At 42.1% G+C, this 21,409-nt stretch carries 6 protein-coding genes; 1 reads left to right on the top strand and 5 read right to left on the bottom strand.

From position 1 onward, the window contains the following. Positions 1-502: 502 nt before the first annotated feature. The 5 genes from HXN26_RS00235 to HXN26_RS00215 all read right to left on the bottom strand — a co-directional run bounded on the left by HXN26_RS00235 (position 503) and on the right by HXN26_RS00215 (position 19,950). Complete coding sequence (locus HXN26_RS00235) at positions 503-3,541, bottom strand: C10 family peptidase (protein ID WP_273158039.1); 3,039 nt, start codon at positions 3,539-3,541, stop codon at positions 503-505. Positions 3,542-4,480: 939 nt separating this feature from the next. Then, complete coding sequence (locus tag HXN26_RS00230; RefSeq protein WP_273158037.1) at positions 4,481-7,189, bottom strand: C10 family peptidase; 2,709 nt, start codon at positions 7,187-7,189, stop codon at positions 4,481-4,483. Between the two features lie 944 nt (positions 7,190-8,133). Then, the gene (locus HXN26_RS00225) at positions 8,134-10,842 is read right to left on the bottom strand and encodes a C10 family peptidase (protein WP_273158035.1); all 2,709 of its coding nucleotides are present in this window, start codon (positions 10,840-10,842) and stop codon (positions 8,134-8,136) included. Between the two features lie 944 nt (positions 10,843-11,786). Further along, positions 11,787-14,516: a C10 family peptidase gene (locus HXN26_RS00220; RefSeq protein WP_273158033.1), complete on the bottom strand. Its 2,730-nt coding sequence runs from the start codon at positions 14,514-14,516 to the stop codon at positions 11,787-11,789. 970 nt (positions 14,517-15,486) lie between these two features. Next, a complete protein-coding gene (locus HXN26_RS00215; RefSeq protein WP_273158032.1) occupies positions 15,487-19,950 on the bottom strand; it encodes a translocation/assembly module TamB domain-containing protein in 4,464 nt (1,487 codons plus the stop codon). 91 nt (positions 19,951-20,041) lie between these two features. Between HXN26_RS00215 and HXN26_RS00210 the strand changes: the two genes are divergently transcribed. After that, positions 20,042-21,394 (top strand): Na(+)-translocating NADH-quinone reductase subunit A, encoded by a 1,353-nt coding sequence (locus HXN26_RS00210; protein ID WP_273158030.1) that lies wholly within the window; start codon positions 20,042-20,044, stop codon positions 21,392-21,394. Positions 21,395-21,409 lie beyond the last annotated feature (15 nt).

Raw genomic sequence — 21,409 nt, 5'->3', positions numbered from 1 at the left:
ATAATAAATGTTTCTATAAGTTTTGTAAATATAATAGTAATTAAATCTTATCTGTTTTTTACTGCCTTTTTACGACGATGAAAGTGCATCAGAGGGCTTATAAAAACACTGGAAAAGTTACAAATGCTACCCATACAATACCTATGGTGTAACTATCACGTTATCAATGCGTTGCAATACCCATTGTTTTGCGTTGCAAAAGTGCCTGTTTTGCACGGCAAAAGAGCCTATATTGCAACGCAAAACAGGCTCTTTTAGAAAACGAAAGCGCCACTACCATTAAGTGTTGTAATGTTTACAGTTGATATGAAGTACTACGATGTATTTAAATTCATATCTGTGTGTGCGCGCAAAACATCGTTTTTCGGAATATTGATGCTGTGATTTTAGTTTACTGATGTATTGTTTCGGAGATAAAAGAAGGTCCCGAAAGTCGGACAAAACCAACCTTCGGGACCTATATAAAAATTCAGAACCAATCTTAAATTAGTATTTTAAAGGATTACTTCTTGATGAACTTCAAAGTCTTGTTAGCCACTTTCACGAAGTAAACGCCAGGTGTAAACTGAGAAACAGCAACGGTATTGTTACCTTCTTTGAGTACTATTTCAGCCACCTTAGCACCAGTTGTGCTGTAAATGTAAGCCATACCAGCTTCAGCAGTAGCGATAGTTATATTCTCGGTTGCTACAGTTGGGAATAGGCTAACGCCCTGAACGTCGATAGTTTCGATAGCTGTAGCTTCGCCAACAACGAGGTTCTTCTCTTCAGCACCTACAGGAATGTATGTAAAACCATCTGTAAAGTCGTCTACATATACAGTGAATCCCTTGTCGCTTTGATTGTTTGCGCCATCGTTATTGTATGAATTGTAGTAAGAACTTACGTAGAATGCAATCGCATCATAAGTCTTGCAGATATCCTTAGTACCATCGTTGTAGCTTACATTGATATAGTAACGGCTGCCAGTAAGGTGTGCCTTGTCGAATGAAACTTCAACATATCCGCTGCCATGCTTGTCAATCTTGACGTTCTTAACTACCTCGAGAGCGTTGTTTGTAGCCGCTTTGCTGCCGTAGCTGTCGCTCATAAACACCTTAACAGGACCGTCAAAGCCGTTTGAAGAGTATAGATAAGCCTTTACAGTGAGGTCAGAATTTCTTGAAACAGTGCAGTACTTAGAACCCTTATATCTACCATTCTGATAGAAGAAAGCAGAGTTTATTCTTACATCACCGACTGAAGGAGTAGGCTGTTGCTTAGATTTGATGATGAGTTTGCCTAAGTTTGCTGTGTTAGCATACATTACTCTTTGACCATTTCCATAAGCTACTGTCAATGTATATTCACCTGCTTTCAGTCTGTTGAAGGCTGTAGTGTTAGTTGTAAATACGAGCATAGCATCGGCATCGCTCTTGATTGATTGAGTACCTTCAGCGATAGGAGAGCCGTTAGCAAGCAATTGGATTTTGCCATTGAAGTCTTCATCGCCTTGGTTAGCTACAGGAATTTCAACTCTAACCGCCTCTTGTTCGAAGGTAGAGAGTGTAGGAAGCACTGCAGTAGCTACGATACGAGCGCCAATAGCCTTATTATTAACAGTGATTTGGCCCGCACTTGCATCGATTTCCTTCCAGTTTCCGTTGCTAACATAGCTAATACGCAAGTCGTATTTGCCTCTTTGCACCTTGCTAAAGTCTGCATAGAACACAACAGTTTTGCTTCCGTTCTTGTCTATATAAACCTTTGAAGCCGACTTACCAAGGTCGTATTCGCCGTTTCCGCCCTCTTTTTTAGCTACAAGTTTAAGGTAATCGTAGTAGCCTTGTGTACCTGTGTAGTTCACACCGATAGCTATTTTCTGTCCAGCTTCTTGGCTAAAGGCAGTTTGTTCGCACTGTTTTGCGATAGAGAACTGGTCTTTTATTTCAGGAGTTGGCTCTGGTTTAGGCTCTGGTTTAGCGTTTCCGATAGTGATTTGACCAGCATTTTGGCTGATTTCAACCCATTTTCTTTCATCTTTAGAGTAGCTTACGCGAATGTCATAAGTACCTTCTTGATAACCAGAAAGGTCTACTAAGAATTGATAATCGCGTTCTCCGTTTCCATCAATAAACATGTTATATGACTGCTCTAAAGTTCTATAGTCGTTTCTTCCAGCCTTGCTGATTAACAAACGGAATGCTCCATAGAATGCTTGAGTGCGATGATTCTTAATTCTAATAGAGATGCTTTGGTTTCTTTCCTTCTGATATCTGGTCTGAGATAAGCCACCAACTAAAGTGATTTGTTCGAATTTTGTACCGTCAGATGGCTTCAAATAGCGCAACATCTGATGGTGACGGTTGAACGCTCCAACGCCTCCGCCATCGTATTGCCTTTCTGGTTCGAGCACATCAATAGAGCTCCAGCAGTTGGAAGCGTAGTTCCAACCCCAGTCAACGTGTACGTATCTGTTCTCAGCGAGGCCGTCTATCACGAAGCAATGGCCTCCGCGGCTTGATTGTCCACCATATACGACAGGGCCATAGTTATTCAATTCGTCTTGAATACCAGCCCACCAAGCGTCGTTAGAGTAGTTAGTACGTGTTAAACATTCCAGTCTGCCATCGTAATCGAAGTTCTCTATCAATGTAGGAACAGAATTGAAAAGAATTGCTCCACTACCTCCTGTTGATGAAATACCAAAGTTCATTTGTACGGCATAGCCTACATCGCGCAACAAACGACCGATGTTGTCGGCTTGGTTTTCGGTAACTCTCTGACCAGTTACGCGGTCGTTGCCTTTTGCATCAATACCTTCTGGCATGATGTTCCAGTCGTAAGCAGGCTGCTCATCGTAGTTAATGCTCATCTTTTTGCCTGTACTTCTCCATGTATATTCGGTAGATCCCTTTGGACGAGCGGGCCATTCGTGCCAACGAAGTACGGTAGAGATACCAGTAGCTACACAGCCTGCTACTGTTTTTTCAGATTCATTATAGTGGTTAACCATCGTTGGACTGTAAAGATTGAAAGGCCAACGCTGTCCCATACTGATTGGAGTAGCGCGCTTTTGAGCACGGTTGCTCTTTCTTACTTCCAATAATGGTTCGATAATATGACGTGGTTCTTTGAAGTCTTGACGTGCAGCGAGCATCTTATACGATTCAGATGGAACGTCCTTAACGTTTTGTATGGCCCATTCTATCTGTTCTTCGTACTCGATAAACATGCCTTGAATCGATTGATGATTAAGGATATCTTCTTCATTTAGATGTCCTTTTTCAGAGTAAGCCAAGACTGCGCGTGTACGCGTATCGCCTGAAATAACGACGAAACCTTGGTCGTTGCCTTTGTTGATGACGTAGTAAAGGCTGTTGCCAGTAGTTGCATTGCCTTGTGATTGATAACTAATCTTCAACGGAGCTCTATTGTTTTTAGAACTATTTCCGAAGAAATTTGCTGCTAACTGCTTTGCCTTTTGTGGTTGAATAGGCGCAGCTACTGTTGTTACGCTCAATCCAAATAGAAGCGTAAGTAACGGAAAATGCTTTTTCATAAATAGCTAAGTTTAATGATTGTTTGTTTAAAGCGCATCACAATATTCCCATAGCAACGGACAAATCAGACCCTATGCATAACGTGTTCGCATGCTTAATGGCATGTGAATATGCTTTGTTTTAAGATTGGTTTTGTATCTTTCTAAGCAAAAAGATTGTTCCGAAAGATAGATAAATATATTTTATGACTTTCTATCGGTCATGGATACCCAACTCTCCCAAGTGCCGAATGCTACCAGCATACGGTTTTAATGTAAGCTTTTCTCTTCATGATGATAAATTAAATTGATGTAACTCTCGTTTTAAACTCTCTCGTATCTTATGACAATTGCGAAGATTATAAATTTAGATGATGGTCATGATGATGACTAATATCTCGCAAAACATTCGCAAATATATACATTTATTATTAATAATGCAACTTTTTCAAAGGAAAAAGATATAATATTTATAGAACTTTTACTGATGTTATAATTCCATAATTTTGGCTGTTTAATTCTGCATACATACTATGGTTAAATATTACGAACGAGGTTATAAAAATACTGTAATAGTTCCAAATGCTACCCATAGAATACCTATGGTGTAACTATCAGGCTGTCAATGCGTTGCAATACCCATTGTTTTGCGTTGCAAAAGTGCCTGTTTTGCACGGCAAAAGAGCCTATATTGCAACGCAAAACAGGCTCTTTTGGAAAACGAAAGCGATGCTATTGTTTTACGTTGTAATCTTTACAGCAGTTTCAACGTTAGAATATGAATTAAAATTCATGTTTATGTTGGCATGCTGTGTCGGTTTTTTCAGAAGGTTCGCAGTGCGGTTTGAAGTTGTTGGGGTGGTTTTTTAGGTGTAAAAGAAAGTCCCGAAAGTTGGACCATTCCAACCTTCGGGACCTATATAAAAATTCAGAACCAATCTTAATATATTTTATACTGAATTACTTTTTGATGAACTTCATGGTCTTGTTTGCCACCTTCACGAAGTAAACGCCAGGTGTAAACTGAGATACTGCAATAGTGTTGTTACCCTCTTTGAGAGAGAACTCTGCTACCTTAGCACCTGTTGCGCTGAAGATATTAGCCATTCCAGCTGTTGTAGTTGCTATGGTTATAGTTTCGCTTGCTACAGTTGGGTTGACGCTAATGCTCTCAACAGCGATGTTTTCGATACCATCTGTTGTGCCCACTTCGAGGTTTTCTTCGTTTGCACCAACAGGCATGTAAGTTTCACCGCACTTGATTCCGTTTACATTTACTGTAATACCCTTATCGCTTGGATAGTAGTTTGCAGTTGAATTGTTGTACGATGTCTTTGTATTTACATAGAAAGCGATGCCGTCCCAGCTCTTGCAAACGTTCTGCTTACCATCGTTATAAACGAGGTTTACATAGTAACGGCTGCTTGTAAGGTCAGCTTGCTTAACGTTAAACTCAACGTATCCGTTGCCATTCTTGTCTATCTTGATGTTCTTAACGCTTTCCAGCGCAGCGTTGTTGCCCGATGTCTTGCCGTAAGAGTCGGTGATAAACAACTTAACAGGGCCTTCGAAGCCGTTTGAAGAATATAGATATGCTTTAATAGTGAGGTCCGCATTCTTTGAAATAGTGCTGTACTTAGAACCTACATACTTGCCATTCTGATAGAATAATGCAGAGTTTAGTCTTACATCACCGCTTGCATAGTAAGGGCTTTCATTAGACTTGATAACGAGTTTACCTAAGTTTGCTGAGTTACCATAAGTCATATTCTGTCCATTTCCATAAGTAATTGTCAATGTATAAGTACCTGGACGCAACTTACGGAAGTTTGTTGTGTTCGTGCTGAATGCAAGAGTTAGTCTGTCACCAGCTATCATTTTGAGGTTACCACCAGATATAGAGGTGCCATTTGCACGCAAATCTATTCTGCCATTGTAGTCTTCGTCGCCATCATTCATCACTGGAACTTCTATTCTAACAGCCTCTCCTTCATAGGTAGAGATGGTATTAAGTGGTGAAGTAACGATTAGTTTAGAACCTATTGATCTGCTGCTGATGGTGATACGGCCTGCAGTTTCGCTCACTTCTTTCCATTGATTGTCGCTTAAATAGTTAATGTATAAGTCGTAATTGCCCTTTTCTAAGTTTCTAAGATCAGCGTAGAAGTTGATATCTTTAGTTGCTCCGCTTCGAACATACATCGTGTTAGCAGTTGTTGTAAGGTTGGTTGCATTTCTTGAACCTTGCTTAACAGCAACGAGTTTGAAGTAGTTATTGTATGAAGCATTGCTGATATTCTTAACAGAAACAGTCATACGTTGGTCAGCTTCTTGATAGAATTGAGCTGGCGAAACAGTTCTAACGATAGAGAATAGATTCTCTTCTTCAGGGTTAGGCTGTGGGTTAGGCTCTGGATTTGGGTTAGGATTTACATCGCCATTAGGTCTCAAATAGCGTAACATTTGATGGTTGCGGTTGAATGCACCAATGCCTCCGCCGATGCCATGGTCGCCACCTGGCTCGAGAACATCGATTGAAGTCCAGCAGTTAGAGTTATAGTTCCAACCCCAATCAACGTGCACATAATTCTGCTCTGCAAGTCCGTCTACAACGAAACAATGGCCTCCGCCTCTTGAATAACCAACGTAAACAACAGGTCCGTAGTTGGTTAATTCGTCTTGAATACCAGCCCACCATGCAGCGTCAGAGAAACGTGAACGAGTTAAGAACTGCAATCTTGCATCGTAACCGAAGTTGTTTACTAATGTAGTAGGAGCCAAATAAAGGAATGTACCACTACCTCCTGTCTCTGCAGGACCGAAGTCCATCTTAACACCATAGCCTACATCGCGCAACAAACGACCGATGTTATCAGCTTGAGCTTCGGTTATTTCTCTACCTGTTCTGTTGTCTCTTCCGTAAGCATCTACACCTTCTGGCATGTTATTCCAGTCGTAAGCAGGCTGCTCATCATAGTTAATGGCCATTCTTTTGCCTGTAGATTCCCATGTATAAGAGGTATATCCCTGTGGGCGAGCAGGCCATGCGTGCCAACGCATAACGGTTGCAATACCCGTTGCAACACAGCCAGATACAGTCTTATATCTACGTCCGTTGTCAACAATATTAGGACTATAGAGGTTGAAAGGCCAGTCTTGTCCCCAGCTAATAGGTGTCGCACGGTTTACATTACGATTGCTTTTCTCTACCACCAATAATGGTTCGATAAGGTGGCGTGGCTCTTTGAAGTCGTTACGAGCAGCCAATAACTTATAAGATTCAGATGGTTTGTCTTCTATATTCTGCTGTGCCCACTCGATTTGCTCGGCAAATTCGATGAACATACCGTTGATAGAAGGGTGGCTATGGATAGCTTCTTCATCGAGATAGCCCTTGTCAGAGTAAGCCAAAATAGCACGCGTACGTGTATCTCCAGATACAACTACGAAACCTTGGTTATCGCCTCTGTTGATAACATAGTAAAGACTGTTACCACTTTTAGTGTCGTCTTGTGCTTGATAACTCATCTTCAGCTTTGCTCCACCGTTCTTAGAGCCTTTGAAGAAGTTCTCTGCTAACTGCTTAGCCTTCTGTGGTTGGATAGGCGCAGCTACTGTTGTTACGCTCATTCCAAGTAGGAGCGTAAGAAACGAAAAATGCTTTTTCATAAATAGCTAAGTTTAATGATTTTTTGTTTAATGCACATCTCACGAATGTTATGGTAGCTGTGAGTACGCAAGACCCTATGCATAGCGTACTCGCATGCTATCTTTACACGTGGAATATGCCCTGTATTAAGACTGGTTTTGTATCTTTCTAAAGTAGAAAGAATCTTTCGAAAGATAGGTAATTATATTTTATGACTTTTAATTTGTCGTGGATACCCAACTCTTCCATGTGCCGAATGCACCCGCAAACGGTTTTAATATAACCTTTTCTGTTCATGATGATAAAATAAATTAATGTAACTCTCGTTTAATTCTCTCTTGTAACTTATGACATTTGCGAGGATTGTATAATGTGCTGATGTTTGTGATGATGTATAAAATCTCGCATTACGTTTGCGAATATAAATATTTATTGCGAACAATGCAACTTTGAAAGTAAAAAAATAGATTTTGTTTACATTAGTTTTGTAAAAATAATAGTTATTAAAGCATATTTGTTTTGTACCACCTTATTATAATAACAAAACTTCATTTATAAGGTTAAAAAAAGGCTGTAATAGTTCCAATAACTACCCATTCAGTACCCATGGTGTAACTATCAGGCTGTCAATGCGTTGCAAAACCCATTGTTTTGCGTTGCAAAAGTGCCTGTTTTGCACGGCAAAAGAGCCTATATTGCAACGCAAAACAGGCTCTTTTAGAAAACGAAAGCGATACTACTGTTTTGTGTTGTAATCTTTACAGCAGTTTAAGCGTTAGAATATGAATTTAAATTCATGTGAAGACGAGCATGCTGCATCGACTTTTTCGGTGCATCAATAATGTGTTTCCAGATAGTGGGGGAGATGATTTAGGTGCAAAAGAAAGTCCCGAAAGTCGGACAATTCCAACCTTCGGGACCTATATAAAAATTCAGAACCAATCTTAATATAGTTTATACTGGATTATTTCTTAACGAACTTCAAGGTCTTGTTAGCAACCTTTACGAAGTAAACGCCAGGTGTAAACTGAGACACTGCAATAGTGTTGTTACCCTCTTTGAGAGAGATTTCAGCTACCTTAGCACCAGCAGCGCTGAAGATATTAGCCATACCTGCTTCAGCAGTTGCTATGGTTATTGTCTCGCTTGCTACTGTTGGGTAGAGGCTTGCGCTTTGAACAGCAATAGTTCCGATGCCGTTTGTTTCGCCAGCAACGAGGTTATCGTTGTTTGCACCTACTGCAATGTACTTGTCGCCGAACTTAGCTCCGTTTACATTTACTACTGTACCCTTGTCGCCAGGATAGGTGTTTGTAGTTGTACCGTAGTAAGAATCGTATGCGCTTACATAGAAAGCAACGCCGTCCCAAGTTCTGCAGATGTCCTTCTTACCATCGTTATAAACGAGGTTTACATAGTAACGGCTGCTTGTAAGTTCGCTTTGCTTAACTGTAAACTCAACATAACCGCTGCCATACTTATCCATTTGAATGTTCTTAACGCTTTCGTGAGCTGCGCTGCTGCCCGATGTCTTGCCGTAAGAGTCGGTAATAAACAACTTAACAGCACCTTTGAAGCCGTTTGAAGAATAGAGGTATGCTCTGATAGTGAGGTCAGCATTCTTAGAAACAGTGCTGTACTTAGAACCTACATACTGGCCATTCTGATAGAAGAATGCAGAGTTTAGTCTTACATCACCAGTTGCAGTAGCAGGTTGTTGCTTAGACTTGATGATGAGAGTACCTAAGTTTGCAGAGTTACCATAGGTTACACTTTGACCATTTCCATAAGTAATTGTCAAGTTATATGTACCTGCCTTCAAGCTTTGGAAGTTTCTTGTGTTAGTGCTGAATGCAAGTGTTGCACGCTCTTCAGCGTTCAATGTAACTTCGCCACCAGAGATAACAGTACCATTAGCACGCATTTCGATGGTGCCATTGAAGTCTGCATCGCCTGCGTTCATTACAGGAACTTCGATTCTAACAGCCTCGCCAACGAATGTAGTAACGGTTGGAAGAGCTGAAGTAGCTACCACCTTAGCACCTGTTGAACGGCTGCTGATAGTCATGCGGCCTGCGCTTTGCTCCATTTCAGTCCACTTACCGTTGCTTACATAGCTAATACGTAGGTCGTAATTGCCCTTCTCTAAGTTTCTAAGATCAGCGTAGAAGCTGAGTTCTTTAGTTGAACCGCTACCAACATATACCTTTTGTGGAGTTGTTGTAAGGTTGGTTGCGTAAGAAGAACCTTGCTTAACAGCAGAGAGCTTGAAGTAGCTGTTGTATGTAACGTTGCTGATATTCTTAACAGAAACAGTCATACGTTGGTCAGCTTCTTGGTAGAACTGAGCTGGAGAAACAGTCTTAACGATAGAGAATACACCCTTTGTATCAGGTGTTGGCTGTGGCTTTGGCTCTGGTTGTGGGTTAGGATTAACCTCACCATCTGGCTTCAAATAGCGCAACATTTGGTGTCCGCGGTTGAACGCACCAATGCCTCCGCCGATGCCATGGTCGCCACCTGGCTCAAGAACATCGATTGAAGTCCAGCAGTTAGAAGAGTAGTTCCAGCCCCAATCAACGTGTACATATCTGTTCTCTGCAAGTCCGTCAACAACGAAACAGTGGCCTCCGCCTCTTGAATAACCAGCATAAACGATAGGTCCGTAGTTGGTTAACTCGTCTTGAATACCAGCCCACCATGCTGCGTCAGAGAAGTTCTGACGTGAAATACAACGTAATCTGCCGTCGTAGTTAAAGTTGTTTACCAATGTAGCAGGAGCATAGGTAAGGAATGTACCACTACCTCCTGTTTGTGCAGGACCGAAGTCCATCTTAACACCATAGCCTACATCGCGCAACAAACGACCGATGTTATCAGCTTGAGCTTCGGTTATTTCTCTACCTGTTCTGTTGTCTCTTCCGTAAGCATCTACACCTTCTGGCATGTTATTCCAGTCGTAAGCAGGCTGCTCATCATAGTTAATGGCCATTCTTTTGCCTGTAGATTCCCATGTATAAGAGGTATATCCCTGTGGGCGAGCAGGCCATGCGTGCCAACGCATAACGGTTGCAATACCCGTTGCAACACAGCCAGATACAGTCTTATATCTACGTCCGTTGTCAACAATATTAGGACTATAGAGGTTGAAAGGCCAGTCTTGTCCCCAGCTAATAGGTGTCGCACGGTTTACATTACGATTGCTTTTCTCTACCACCAATAATGGTTCGATAAGGTGGCGTGGCTCTTTGAAGTCGTTACGAGCAGCCAATAACTTATAAGATTCAGATGGTTTGTCTTCTATATTCTGCTGTGCCCACTCGATTTGTTCAGCGAATTCGATGAACATACCGTGGATAGAAGGGTTCTCGTGAATTGCTTCTTCATTGAGATAACCTTTGTCAGAGTAAGCCAAAATAGCACGTGTACGTGTATCACCAGATACAACTACGAAACCTTGGTTATCGCCTCTGTTGATAATGTAGTAAAGGCTGTTACCACTTTTGGTCTCGTCTGGTGCTTGATAACTCATCTTCAACTTTGCTCCACCGTTCTTAGAGCCTTTGAAGAAGTTCTCTGCTAACTGCTTAGCCTTCTGTGGTTGGATAGGCGCAGCTACTGTTGTTACGCTCATTCCAAGTAGGAGCGTAAGAAACGAAAAATGCTTTTTCATAAATAGCTAAGTTTAAAAATTGTTTTTTAGAGCCATATTTCCCGTATGTTTCCATAGCTTTGGGCACACAAGACCCTATGCATAGCGTGTCCGCATGCTATCTTTACATGTGGAATATGCTCTGTATTAAGACTGGTTTTGTATCTTTCTACACTAAAAGTGTCTATTGAAAGACAGGTAAATATATTCTATGATTGTTTAATGGGCCATGGTTACCCAACTTTCCCAAGTGCCGGATGTTTCCAACATACGGAATTTGTGTAAGCTTTTTTATTCATGATGATAAATTAAATTAATGTTACTCTCGTTTAATACTCACTTATTTTTATGACATTTGCGAAGATTATATATTTAGATGATGGTTGTAATGATGTCTAAAATCTCGCAATACGGACGCAAATTTATACATTTATTATTAACAATGCAACTTTGTAAAGTGAAAAAGATTGAAAGTTTACATAAGTTTTGCAAATATAATAGTAATTAAAGCATATTAATTTTATATTGCCTTTTTACTACGATTAAATTGCCTCAATAAAGCTAAGAAAATGCTGTAAAAGTTCCAATTGCTACCCATAGAATACCTATGGTGTAACTATCTTGTTATCAATGCGTTGCAATACCCATTGTTTTGCGTTGCAAAAGTGCCTGTTTTGCACGGCAAAAGAGCCTATATTGCAACGCAAAACAGGCTCTTTTGGAAAGTGAAACCGATACTGCTATTTTGAATTATAATTTTTACAGCAGTTTTAGAATTGTCAAACGACTACATATTTATGTATATGCACACGGCTAACACATGGTTTTTTTGAATATTGATGATAAGGTTTGAGGTCATCGGAGTCTATCTTTTCTTTTAAAAGAAAGTCCCGGAAGTCGGACAATACCAACCTTCGGGACCTATATAAAAATTCAGAACCAATCTTAATGTAGTTTATACTGGATTATTTCTTAACGAACTTCAAGGTCTTGTTAGCAACCTTTACGAAGTAAACGCCAGGTGTAAACTGAGACACTGCAATAGTGTTGTTACCCTCTTTGAGAGAGATTTCAGCTACCTTAGCACCAGCAGCGCTGAAGATATTAGCCATACCTGCTTCAGCAGTTGCTATGGTTATTGTCTCGCTTGCTACTGTTGGGTAGAGGCTTGCGCTTTGAACAGCAACAGTTTCGATGCCGTTTGTTTCGCCAACAACGAGGTTTTCGTCGTTTGCACCTACTGCAATATAAGCGTCACCGTAAGTAATATCCTTTACTTTTACTTCGATTCCCTTATCGCTTGGATAGTTGTTTGCACTGGTTCCGTAGTAAGAATTGTATGCACTTACATAGAAAGCAACACCGTCCCAAGACTTGCAGATGTCCTTCTTACCATCGTTATAGATGATATTAACATAGTAACGGCTGCCTGTAAGTTCGCTTTGCTTAACTGTAAACTCAACATAACCGCTGCCATACTTGTCTAACTTGATGTTATTAACGCTTTCAAGAGCAGCGCTGTTGCCTGCTGTCTTGCCGTAAGAGTCGGTGATAAACAACTTAACAGAGCCGTCAAAGCCGTTTGAAGAGTATAGGTATGCTCTTACAGTGAGGTCCGCATTCTTTGAAATAGTGCTGTACTTAGAACCTACATATCTGCCATTCTGATAGAAGAAAGCAGAGTTTAGTCTTACATCACCTGTAGAAATAACTGGATTTTCCTTAGACTTGATGATGAGAGAACCCAAGTTTGCTGAGTTACCATAGGTTACACTTTGACCATTTCCATAAGAAATTGTCAAGGTATAAGTACCTGGTTTCAAGCTTTGGAAGTTTCTTGTGTTAGTGCTGAATGCAAGTGTTGCACGCTCAGAAGCTGACAATGCAACTTCACCACCAGCGATAACAGTACCATTAGCACGCATTTCAACGTTGCCACTGAAGTCTGCGTCGCCTGTGTTCATTACAGGAACTTCGATTCTAACAGCCTCTCCAACGAATGTAGTAACGGTTGGAAGAGCTGAAGTAGCTACCACCTTAGCACCCATTGAACGGCTGCTGATAGTCATACGGCCAGCACTTTCCTCCATTTCAGTCCACTTACCGTTGCTTACATAGCTAATACGTAGGTCGTAATTGCCCTTCTCTAAGTTTCTAAGGTCAGCGTAGAAGCTGAGTTCTTTAGTTGATCCGCTACCAACATATATCTTATTAGGAGATGTTGTAAGGTTGGTTGCGTAAGATGAACCTTGCTTAACAGCAGAGAGCTTGAAGTAGCTGTTGTATGCAACGTTGCTGATATTCTTAACAGAAATAGTCATACGTTGGTTAACTTCTTGGTAGAACTGAGCTGGAGAAACAGTCTTAACTACAGAGAATACACCCTTTGTATCAGGTGTTGGCTGTGGTTTTGGTTCTGGTTTTGGCTCTGGGTTAGGATTTGGATTAGGGTTTACATCGCCGTCAGGTCTAAAGTAACGCAACATTTGATGGCCGCGATTGAACGCTCCAATGCCTCCTCCGATGCCGTGTTCGCCACCTGGTTCGAGTACATCGATAGATGTCCAGCAGTTAGAAGAGTAGTTCCAACCCCAGTCAACGTGTACGTATCTGTTCTCAGCGAGACCGTCTACCACGAAGCAATGGCCTCCGCCGTTTGAGTAACCAGCGTAAACAATAGGGCCATAGTTGGTCAATTCGTCTTGAATACCAGCCCACCAAGCTGCGTCAGAGAAGTTAGAGCGCATGATACATTGCAATCTTCCATCGTAACTGAAGTTGTTTACCAATGTAGCAGGAGCATAAGAAAGTAGCGTTCCGCTACCTCCTGTCTGTGCAGGACCAAAGTTCATGCGAACAGCATAGCCTATATCGCGCAACAAACGACCGATGTTATCAGCCTGAACTTCAGTTACTCTCTGACCAGTTCTGCGGTCGTTTCCACGTCCGTCTACACCTTCTGGCATGTTAGTCCAGTCGTAAGCAGGTTGCTGATCATAGTTGATTGCCATGCGAGAGTTAGTTCTTCTCCATGTATAAGATGTAGATCCTTTAGGGCGAGCAGGCCATGCGTGCCAACGAACAACGGTTGCAATACCCGTTGCAACACAGCCTGATACAGTCTTATATCTACGTCCTGTGTTATCAGAAATAGTTGGACTGTATAGGTTAAATGGCCAGTCTTGTCCCCAGCTAATAGGGGTTGGACGGTTTACATTGCGGTTGCTTTTCTCTACAACCAATAATGGTTCGATAAGGTGGCGTGGCTCTTTGAAGTCGCCACGAGCAGCTAATAGCTTATAAGATTCAGATGGTTTGTCTGCTATATTCTGCTGTGCCCACTCGATTTGTTCAGCGAATTCGATGAACATACCGTGGATAGAAGGGTTCTCGTGAATTGCTTCTTCATTGAGATAACCTTTGTCAGAGTAAGCCAAAATAGCACGCGTACGTGTATCACCAGATACAACTACGAAGCCTTGGTTGTCGCCTCGGTTGATAACATAGTAAAGACTGTTACCACTTTTGGTCTCGTCTGGTGCTTGATAACTCATCTTCAGCTTTGCTCCACCGTTCTTAGAGCCTTTGAAGAAGTTCTCTGCTAACTGCTTAGCCTTCTGTGGTTGGATAGGCGCAGCTACTGTTGTTACGCTCATTCCAACTAGGAGCGTAAGAAACGAAAAATGCTTTTTCATAAATAGCTAAGTTTAAAATTTGTTTTTTAGAGGCATATTCCACCTATGTTACATTAGCTGCGGGTACACAAGACCCTATGCATAGCGTACCCGCAAGCTATTTTTAACAAGTGGCTTATGCTCTGTATTAAGACTGGTTTTGTATCTTTCTACACATTAAGTGTCTGTTGAAAGACCTAAAAATAAATTTTATGACTTTTCTTTCGGCATTGGATACCCTATTATTCCAAGTGCCTTTAGTTCCCTTTATAAGGATTTCGTGTAAATTTTCCTGTTCATTTGCCGTCATTAAATTAATGTTACTCTCGTTTAATACTCACTTTTTTCTTATGACATTTGCGTAGACTATACATTTAGATGATGGTTTTTAGTATGTCCAGTTTATCGCAATACGTTCGCAAAATTATACGTTTCTCGTGAAAAATGCAATTTTATGTAGTGAAAAAGATTAAACAATTATGTAAGTTTGATAATTATAATAATTATAAACGTTTATACAAATAAACTGCCTTAGTTGTTGAATTGCGTTATGCAAGTTTTATGCACGTTATGCAATAAAAGTGTATATGCTGTTTCGTTTAAATTGTATGGTGTAACCATCTGACCACCAATGCGTTGCAATACCTATTGTTTTGCGTTGTAAAAGGGCCTGTTTTGCACGGCAAAAGAGCCTATATTGCAACGCAAAACAGGCTCTATTGCAAAACGAAAGCATTGGTATTACTTTCTAATATGCATATTCTTCCATAATAAACATAAACTGTATGTTAAGTAAGGGTTACCAAAACATGATGTATTAGATGTAGTAATGTAATGCTTTTTCTTTTGAAAAAAATATAAAAAAGATGGATAAAGCGGATAAACTTGCATTGCTTTGCCATCAAGCAGATAGCGAGTAGGCGAGTAGCCGATGCCATTCCTGCCTACCGAACGGCTTCTGTGCGGTGCGTAAAAAGTGGGAAGAAGAAGTTTATTTCTTCTTTTTCTTCTTCCGCTTGAATAAGTCTTTGAAATTAACGAAGTCTTTTTTCATTATCACACCAATGCCTTGTGTGTTCAAAGAGTTGCGAGTAAAGTAGCGGTCGTTGGCCCTATTGTAGAAGTTCAGGGCTATGTTTCCACTGGGCAAGAGCAGATATTTAATATCGAAATCGCCGATGAAAGCCGACGTATTGGTGGCTACGTTGTCGCGATAGCCAAACTCGCCGTTGATGAGTAGGCGATTATTCAGCAGACTTCCCGACAATATGCCTTCGTATTCGGCATTGTTAAATCCATCGTTACCCGTAGCAATGTTCGCTCCAAAGTTCCAATGTGTGTCGTTAATCACGTTCGATAGTACGGTGTTAATCTGCTGTGAGAGTGTTCCTGATAGGATACTTTGCATCACAAGCGACGCTTGTCCAGACTGATTGGGCTCGTGTGGGGCTGCATTATTGTTTGATTGCGGATAGAAACGGCCCACAGCGAGCAGGTATAACACCTGTTGGTTAAGGTCTTGTTCGGAGTTGAGAACCGACAACACCATTTGTTTTGCATCGGAAGACAGTTCGGGCAGATTGAGTCCGAAGGTTACCGAAGGCGTCTCTGGCGTGCCATTGATGTTCAATAAGCAGTCTACTTTCGTGTTACTGGTGCGGAACGAGCTTCCCATTCTTAGGTCGGAGAGCGGCACAGAGTTCAGTGTGTAACGTCCTTTCAGCTTCAACGAGGCAGCAAAGGGGTCGCCGCCGAAGGCGATGAGCGAGCCATCGTCGAAGGCAAACTGTCGTTTTATAATGTTCTGAATGGTAATGTTATAGGCTCCTCGACTCACGTTGTAGTTACCGAAGAGTTGTAAAGCCCCCTTATTATAATAGGTGGCACGAACCACACCCGTGCCATTCAGCGTGATGTTGTCGCCCGACGATTCGTCCATCAGCACACTCAGCGTGAAGTCTGGTGTGGTATTGACGAGTAAGTTGATACGCAAATCGGCCGCCATCTTCCTGTTGTAATTGTCTTCCACATCGTGTTTCAGCCATGTAGTGTCTTGTCTTAGCACTGGCATAAGGCTGTCTGGAGTCATATCTCTCCATCGTATGAACGAGTTTTCGTCTATGGCATTCTTCGCTGCATTGTATGTAATGTGCGAGTTTCGGTTCGGTGTCATGTTGATGTTCAACGTTATTTCGTTCTCATTGCCCACGATTTGGCACTTGCCCGAGCCATAAACGCGTCCCCAGAAGTTAGCCGATGTAGCCTCACGGGGTAGGTTATAGGTCAGCATATTGTTGGCTTGAATGTCTATATCAAGCGTTAATTGGCGCAAGGCTTGATGGCTTAGTCCTCCCGTAATTATACCATTGTGTCCTTCTCCGTCAGTTACGTTGATGCTGTTGAAGTTGATTTCGTTCGGAATAAGCGATACACGACCATCTTGAACCGTATAGGTTGTGCCGAGCGGCTTTATGCGTACCGAGCCCGAAACGAGTACATCGCCTTCGAGATTAACCTTAGATAGCGGACCAACTACCTTCACCCAGCCGTTGCCACGCAACTTAATGTTGTCCATAAACGCCCCACAGAACCGCTTAATGAAGGCCAACGACGTGTCGTGAGCAAAGATAGGAAGGTTGATATAGCTATGTTTTAAGTCTACATAACCATTTACGTCAGTCGATGTTTCGTCGTCTAACGCCTTCGCTTCGATATTTATTCGTCCTTCGCTATTGGTGTAATTAGCTTGTGCATACAGCGTTCCCATATCGGCTTTCTCGAACTTAAACTCTCTAACAATAAGGTCGGCGTATGCACGAGGGTTATTAAATACCGACTTAAGCACCACTTTGCCCGATGCAAAGCCACCAAACGACACGCTGTGGAAGTTTACAATGTCTAATATATAAGGTACATCGATGTCCTTAAGCTGTACCGTGAGCGAGTCGGAAGCGTTGCCCGAAGTCTGTCCGTTCACGATAATGTGCTGCTCTTTGTTCGATAATTCGAAGTGTTTTATATCTAAATTGTTGTGCGTATAGGTGAGTTCAGAAGGCTGAACCTGCAATGCGATGGTATCGATGCGTATCTTTGACGGAGCAAAATGCAAATGCGTAGCCAGCTTATTGCCCTGAATGCGCTCGAATTGAGCCGTGCAATCCACCTGTCCCATAAAGGTTTTCTGTGCAAAAGCGTTGAAAGAAGACAGCGTATTCAGCTCGTTGTTTCTGGCAGAACCTATGGTTTGCAGTGCAAGACGACGGCCAGCACCATCTATCCATTCGCCTTTCAGACCGATATCCAAACTGTTATTGAGTGTAGAAAGCGCCAAAGAGAAGTTTTCGAAATGGTATCTACCATAGTCAGCCTGCGGTGCCGCAATGTTCAACGTAAGCATATTGTGGGCTTCGTCAACATCTCCTGTGAGGCGGAGCGAGGGCGAAAGCGCTATTTTAAGGTTCGCTAAGTCGTGTAAAATCTGTGTATTCGTAATGTTAGCCTCAATGTGAAACACATTCTTATCGGTGGTTTTGTTCCATCGGCGAGGTGTTCCCACCAGCGCAGGAAGGTATGAACCCACAATGTTCCGCACACTTTGCACCAGCGAAGAGTAGTTGAAGCGGCCCGAAATAGACGCTGTACCAAAGTCAGACTGTAAGTCTATCGACTTGCCCATGAGCTTATTGGCAGCCGTTATCTCCAAATGTTTCAGCGCAACGTTGCGGTTATTGCCCTCTTGCATGGCGAAATTGTCGAGCGTAAGTTTACCGATAAGGTCGTCGATAGACGAACTGCTGCCCGCCAAAGTGGAATTAAAAGAGAGCGTTCGGTTGCCTAAAGCCTCCGTAATGCGCATGTTGTGCAGATTAACATTGTCGGCTTCGATGCGTGCATTTACGGCTATTTGTCCCTTCTTCTCAATGAATTTGCGAATGTTACCCACCATTCCGTCAATTCCTAACTTACCATTTGGGTCGTTGATAGACGCCTTTCCGTTGAAAGTATCGTTGGTATAAGTGCCATCAATCGCTATGTTGCGGTAACTATAGCCGTTGTAATCGAACTGAGGAATGGTTCCTTTGGCATATAAATAACGTAGGTCGGTGGTGCCTTCTACCTTAATGTTTGCAGCCATCGTACCCAGTTGAGCCGATGTAAGAATATTGCCAATAGTGAAACGCTGCGTGTTTAGTTCAGCTTTTAAGTTCTTTCCACGAAGCGAAAAGTCTACATCGGCATTGCCATGCGTAAGGGCAAGTGTACCCTTTGCGTGGTGGTAGCCCCGTGTTCCTCGCACCTTTCCTTTAAAACTGAGGTCGCCTAAGCGCAACACTTCGGCAGGAAGATTCAGGCGGAACGCCTTGTCCACCTTTTGAATAAGGTCGCCTTTCAGTTGCAAAGCAGTTGCGTTGATGTTCCAGGCAGGTTGTGTGGTAAGATGAGCGAGCGAGCCATTGAGGTTCGCAACAATGTCTTTCTTGCCATAGTTGAGTACAAACGTTTTCAAATTCAACTGGTCGGCTGTACCCGAAATATTAGTGTTGAAGTGCAGTTTGCTGCCAAATGTTTTCAGCGCAGGCATGAAACAAGCCATGTCGGCAGGGGTAACATACGACTTATCAATGCTTATCTGATGGTAAGCAGTAGCAAAATTGGGCTTCGCAGCCTTACTGTCGAAGCGTGCTATATATAAAGGTATATTGATTTCTGACTGGGGAAGCTGAATAAAAAGGTTGCTTAATTCGGCTTGTTGCTTGTTGGCTTTCAGATGCAAGCGCAGGTTACGCACATCTAAACCCGAAGTTTCGGCAAACGAGAAGTTGCGTATCTCGGCATTAACGTTGCTATCTGTGAGAACCTTTAAGTTAATGTGGCCCGATATTTCCTTAACATTGAGGTGGTTAAGGTTAAGTCTATTGCGTGTAATAGGGGTCGAAAGAAGGTCGTATCGCACGTTTCCATGACGTATAATAAGGCTTTGAATGCGAAGATCTAAAGGGGTATGGCGCGTTGTATCACGCGATGCTAACGAGTCGAGGACGAACTGAAAGTTGGTTTTTTCGGTGGGAGAGTTGCGGTAGAGTAGGGCATTCAGACCGAAAACCTGTGCAGAAGAAATGCGCACCTTACCATCGCTGATGAGCGACCATAGGTCTACTTTCGCAGCAATGCGCGATGCTTCTGCCATCTGCTTGCCTTTTTGGTCGTTTATAATCAGTCCGTCAACGATGAAATGATTAAGAAAACCGAGGTCAACACGCTCTATTTTGACTTTTGTTCCCAGCTTATCCGCAATAGCATCAGCCACCTGCGAGCCAACAAAATGCTGTATGGCTGGTAGATGTAACAGCGTAATAATAAGCAAGTATGATCCTATTAAGGACCATACGCTCCAACGAATAAAAGTCTTCAACCGTTTCAAAGCAATTGCAAAACTACAATTTTTCCCTTTCATACTAAAATTAAAGCGGTAAAAAGTTTCTAAAGTGCCTAAAAATTACTATATTTGCAAGCTGAAAAAAGTGATGTTTTCATTATTTTAAATTATGACAGAACAAATAAGGTTGCGTAAGGGTTTAGACATAAAACTCAAAGGACGTGCTAAGAAAGAAACCATGCCATTGGAATCGTCGAAGCTGTATGCAATAGTACCAGAGGACTTCGTAGGAGTTATTCCTAAAATGGTAGTGAAGGCAGGCGACCATGTCAAGACTGGCGAAACGCTTTTCGTGAACAAGAATTCAGAAGAAGTGAGATTTGCTTCTCCTGTAAGCGGTGTCGTAAAATCGATTGTAAGAGGAGACCGTAGAAAGATTTTGTACGTTAGCATAGAGGCAGATAACGAACAAACGTTTGCCGATTTCGGTGTCAAAAACGTGCAGACACTGGATGGAGAAGGTGTAAAGAAGGCTCTGTTAGAAGCAGGACTCTTCGGGTATATCAACCAATTGCCTTATGCAGTGTCTACTACTCCCGACACAAAACCAAAGGCAATATTCATCTCAGCACTTAGAGATAAGCCGCTACAAGGCGACTTTGAATATGAACTTCAAGGTCAGGAAGAAGCTTTTCAAACTGGATTAACCGCACTATCTAAGATTTCTAAGGTTTATTTATCTATCGGAGCACAACAAAATTGTAAGGCTCTGACAGAGGCTAAAGATGTGGAACTGACTGTTTTCGATGGTCCATGTCCAGCTGGAAACGTGGGTGTACAGGTGAATCATCTATGCCCTGTGAACAAGGGAGAGGTGGTTTGGACAGTTGATCCTACTGCGGTTATCTTCTTTGGAAGACTCCTCCAAACTGGAAAGGTAGACCTAACACGTGTGGTTGCTGTAGCTGGTAGTAAGGTAAAGGAACCTGCTTACGTGAAAGCATTGGTGGGTACACCTATTAATGATATCGTTTCAGGAAGACTAACAGCCTCTGAACATGTGCGATTGTTGAACGGTAATCCGCTGACAGGTACGATAGCAGACGATAATAGCTTCCTCGGTGCTCACGTTTCTGAGGTTGTTGCAATACCAGAAGGCGACGATGTGAACGAATTAGCAGGCTGGATAATGCCTCGTCTCAACCAATATTCAACATCACGAAGCTACTTTAGCTGGCTCTTCGGAAAGAATAAGGAGTACGACCTCGACGCGCGTATCAAGGGAGGAAAGCGTAATATCATCATGAGCGGCGAATATGACTCGGTGTTACCAATGGATATATATGGCGAATACCTTATTAAAGCTATTATAACAGGTAATATCGACAAACAAGAACAGCTTGGTATTTACGAAGTAAGCCCCGAAGACTTTGCATTGGCAGAGTTCGTAGATAGTTCAAAACAACCACTGCAGAAGATTGTACGCGATGGTTTGAATACACTACGCAAGGAGAATGCGTAAGTACACCTTATATTA

This window comes from Prevotella aurantiaca (assembly GCF_015262605.1).
In the GTDB taxonomy this organism is placed as follows: Bacteria; Bacteroidota; Bacteroidia; order Bacteroidales; family Bacteroidaceae; genus Prevotella; species Prevotella aurantiaca.
This window is presented reverse-complemented; position numbering and strand designations above follow the sequence as displayed.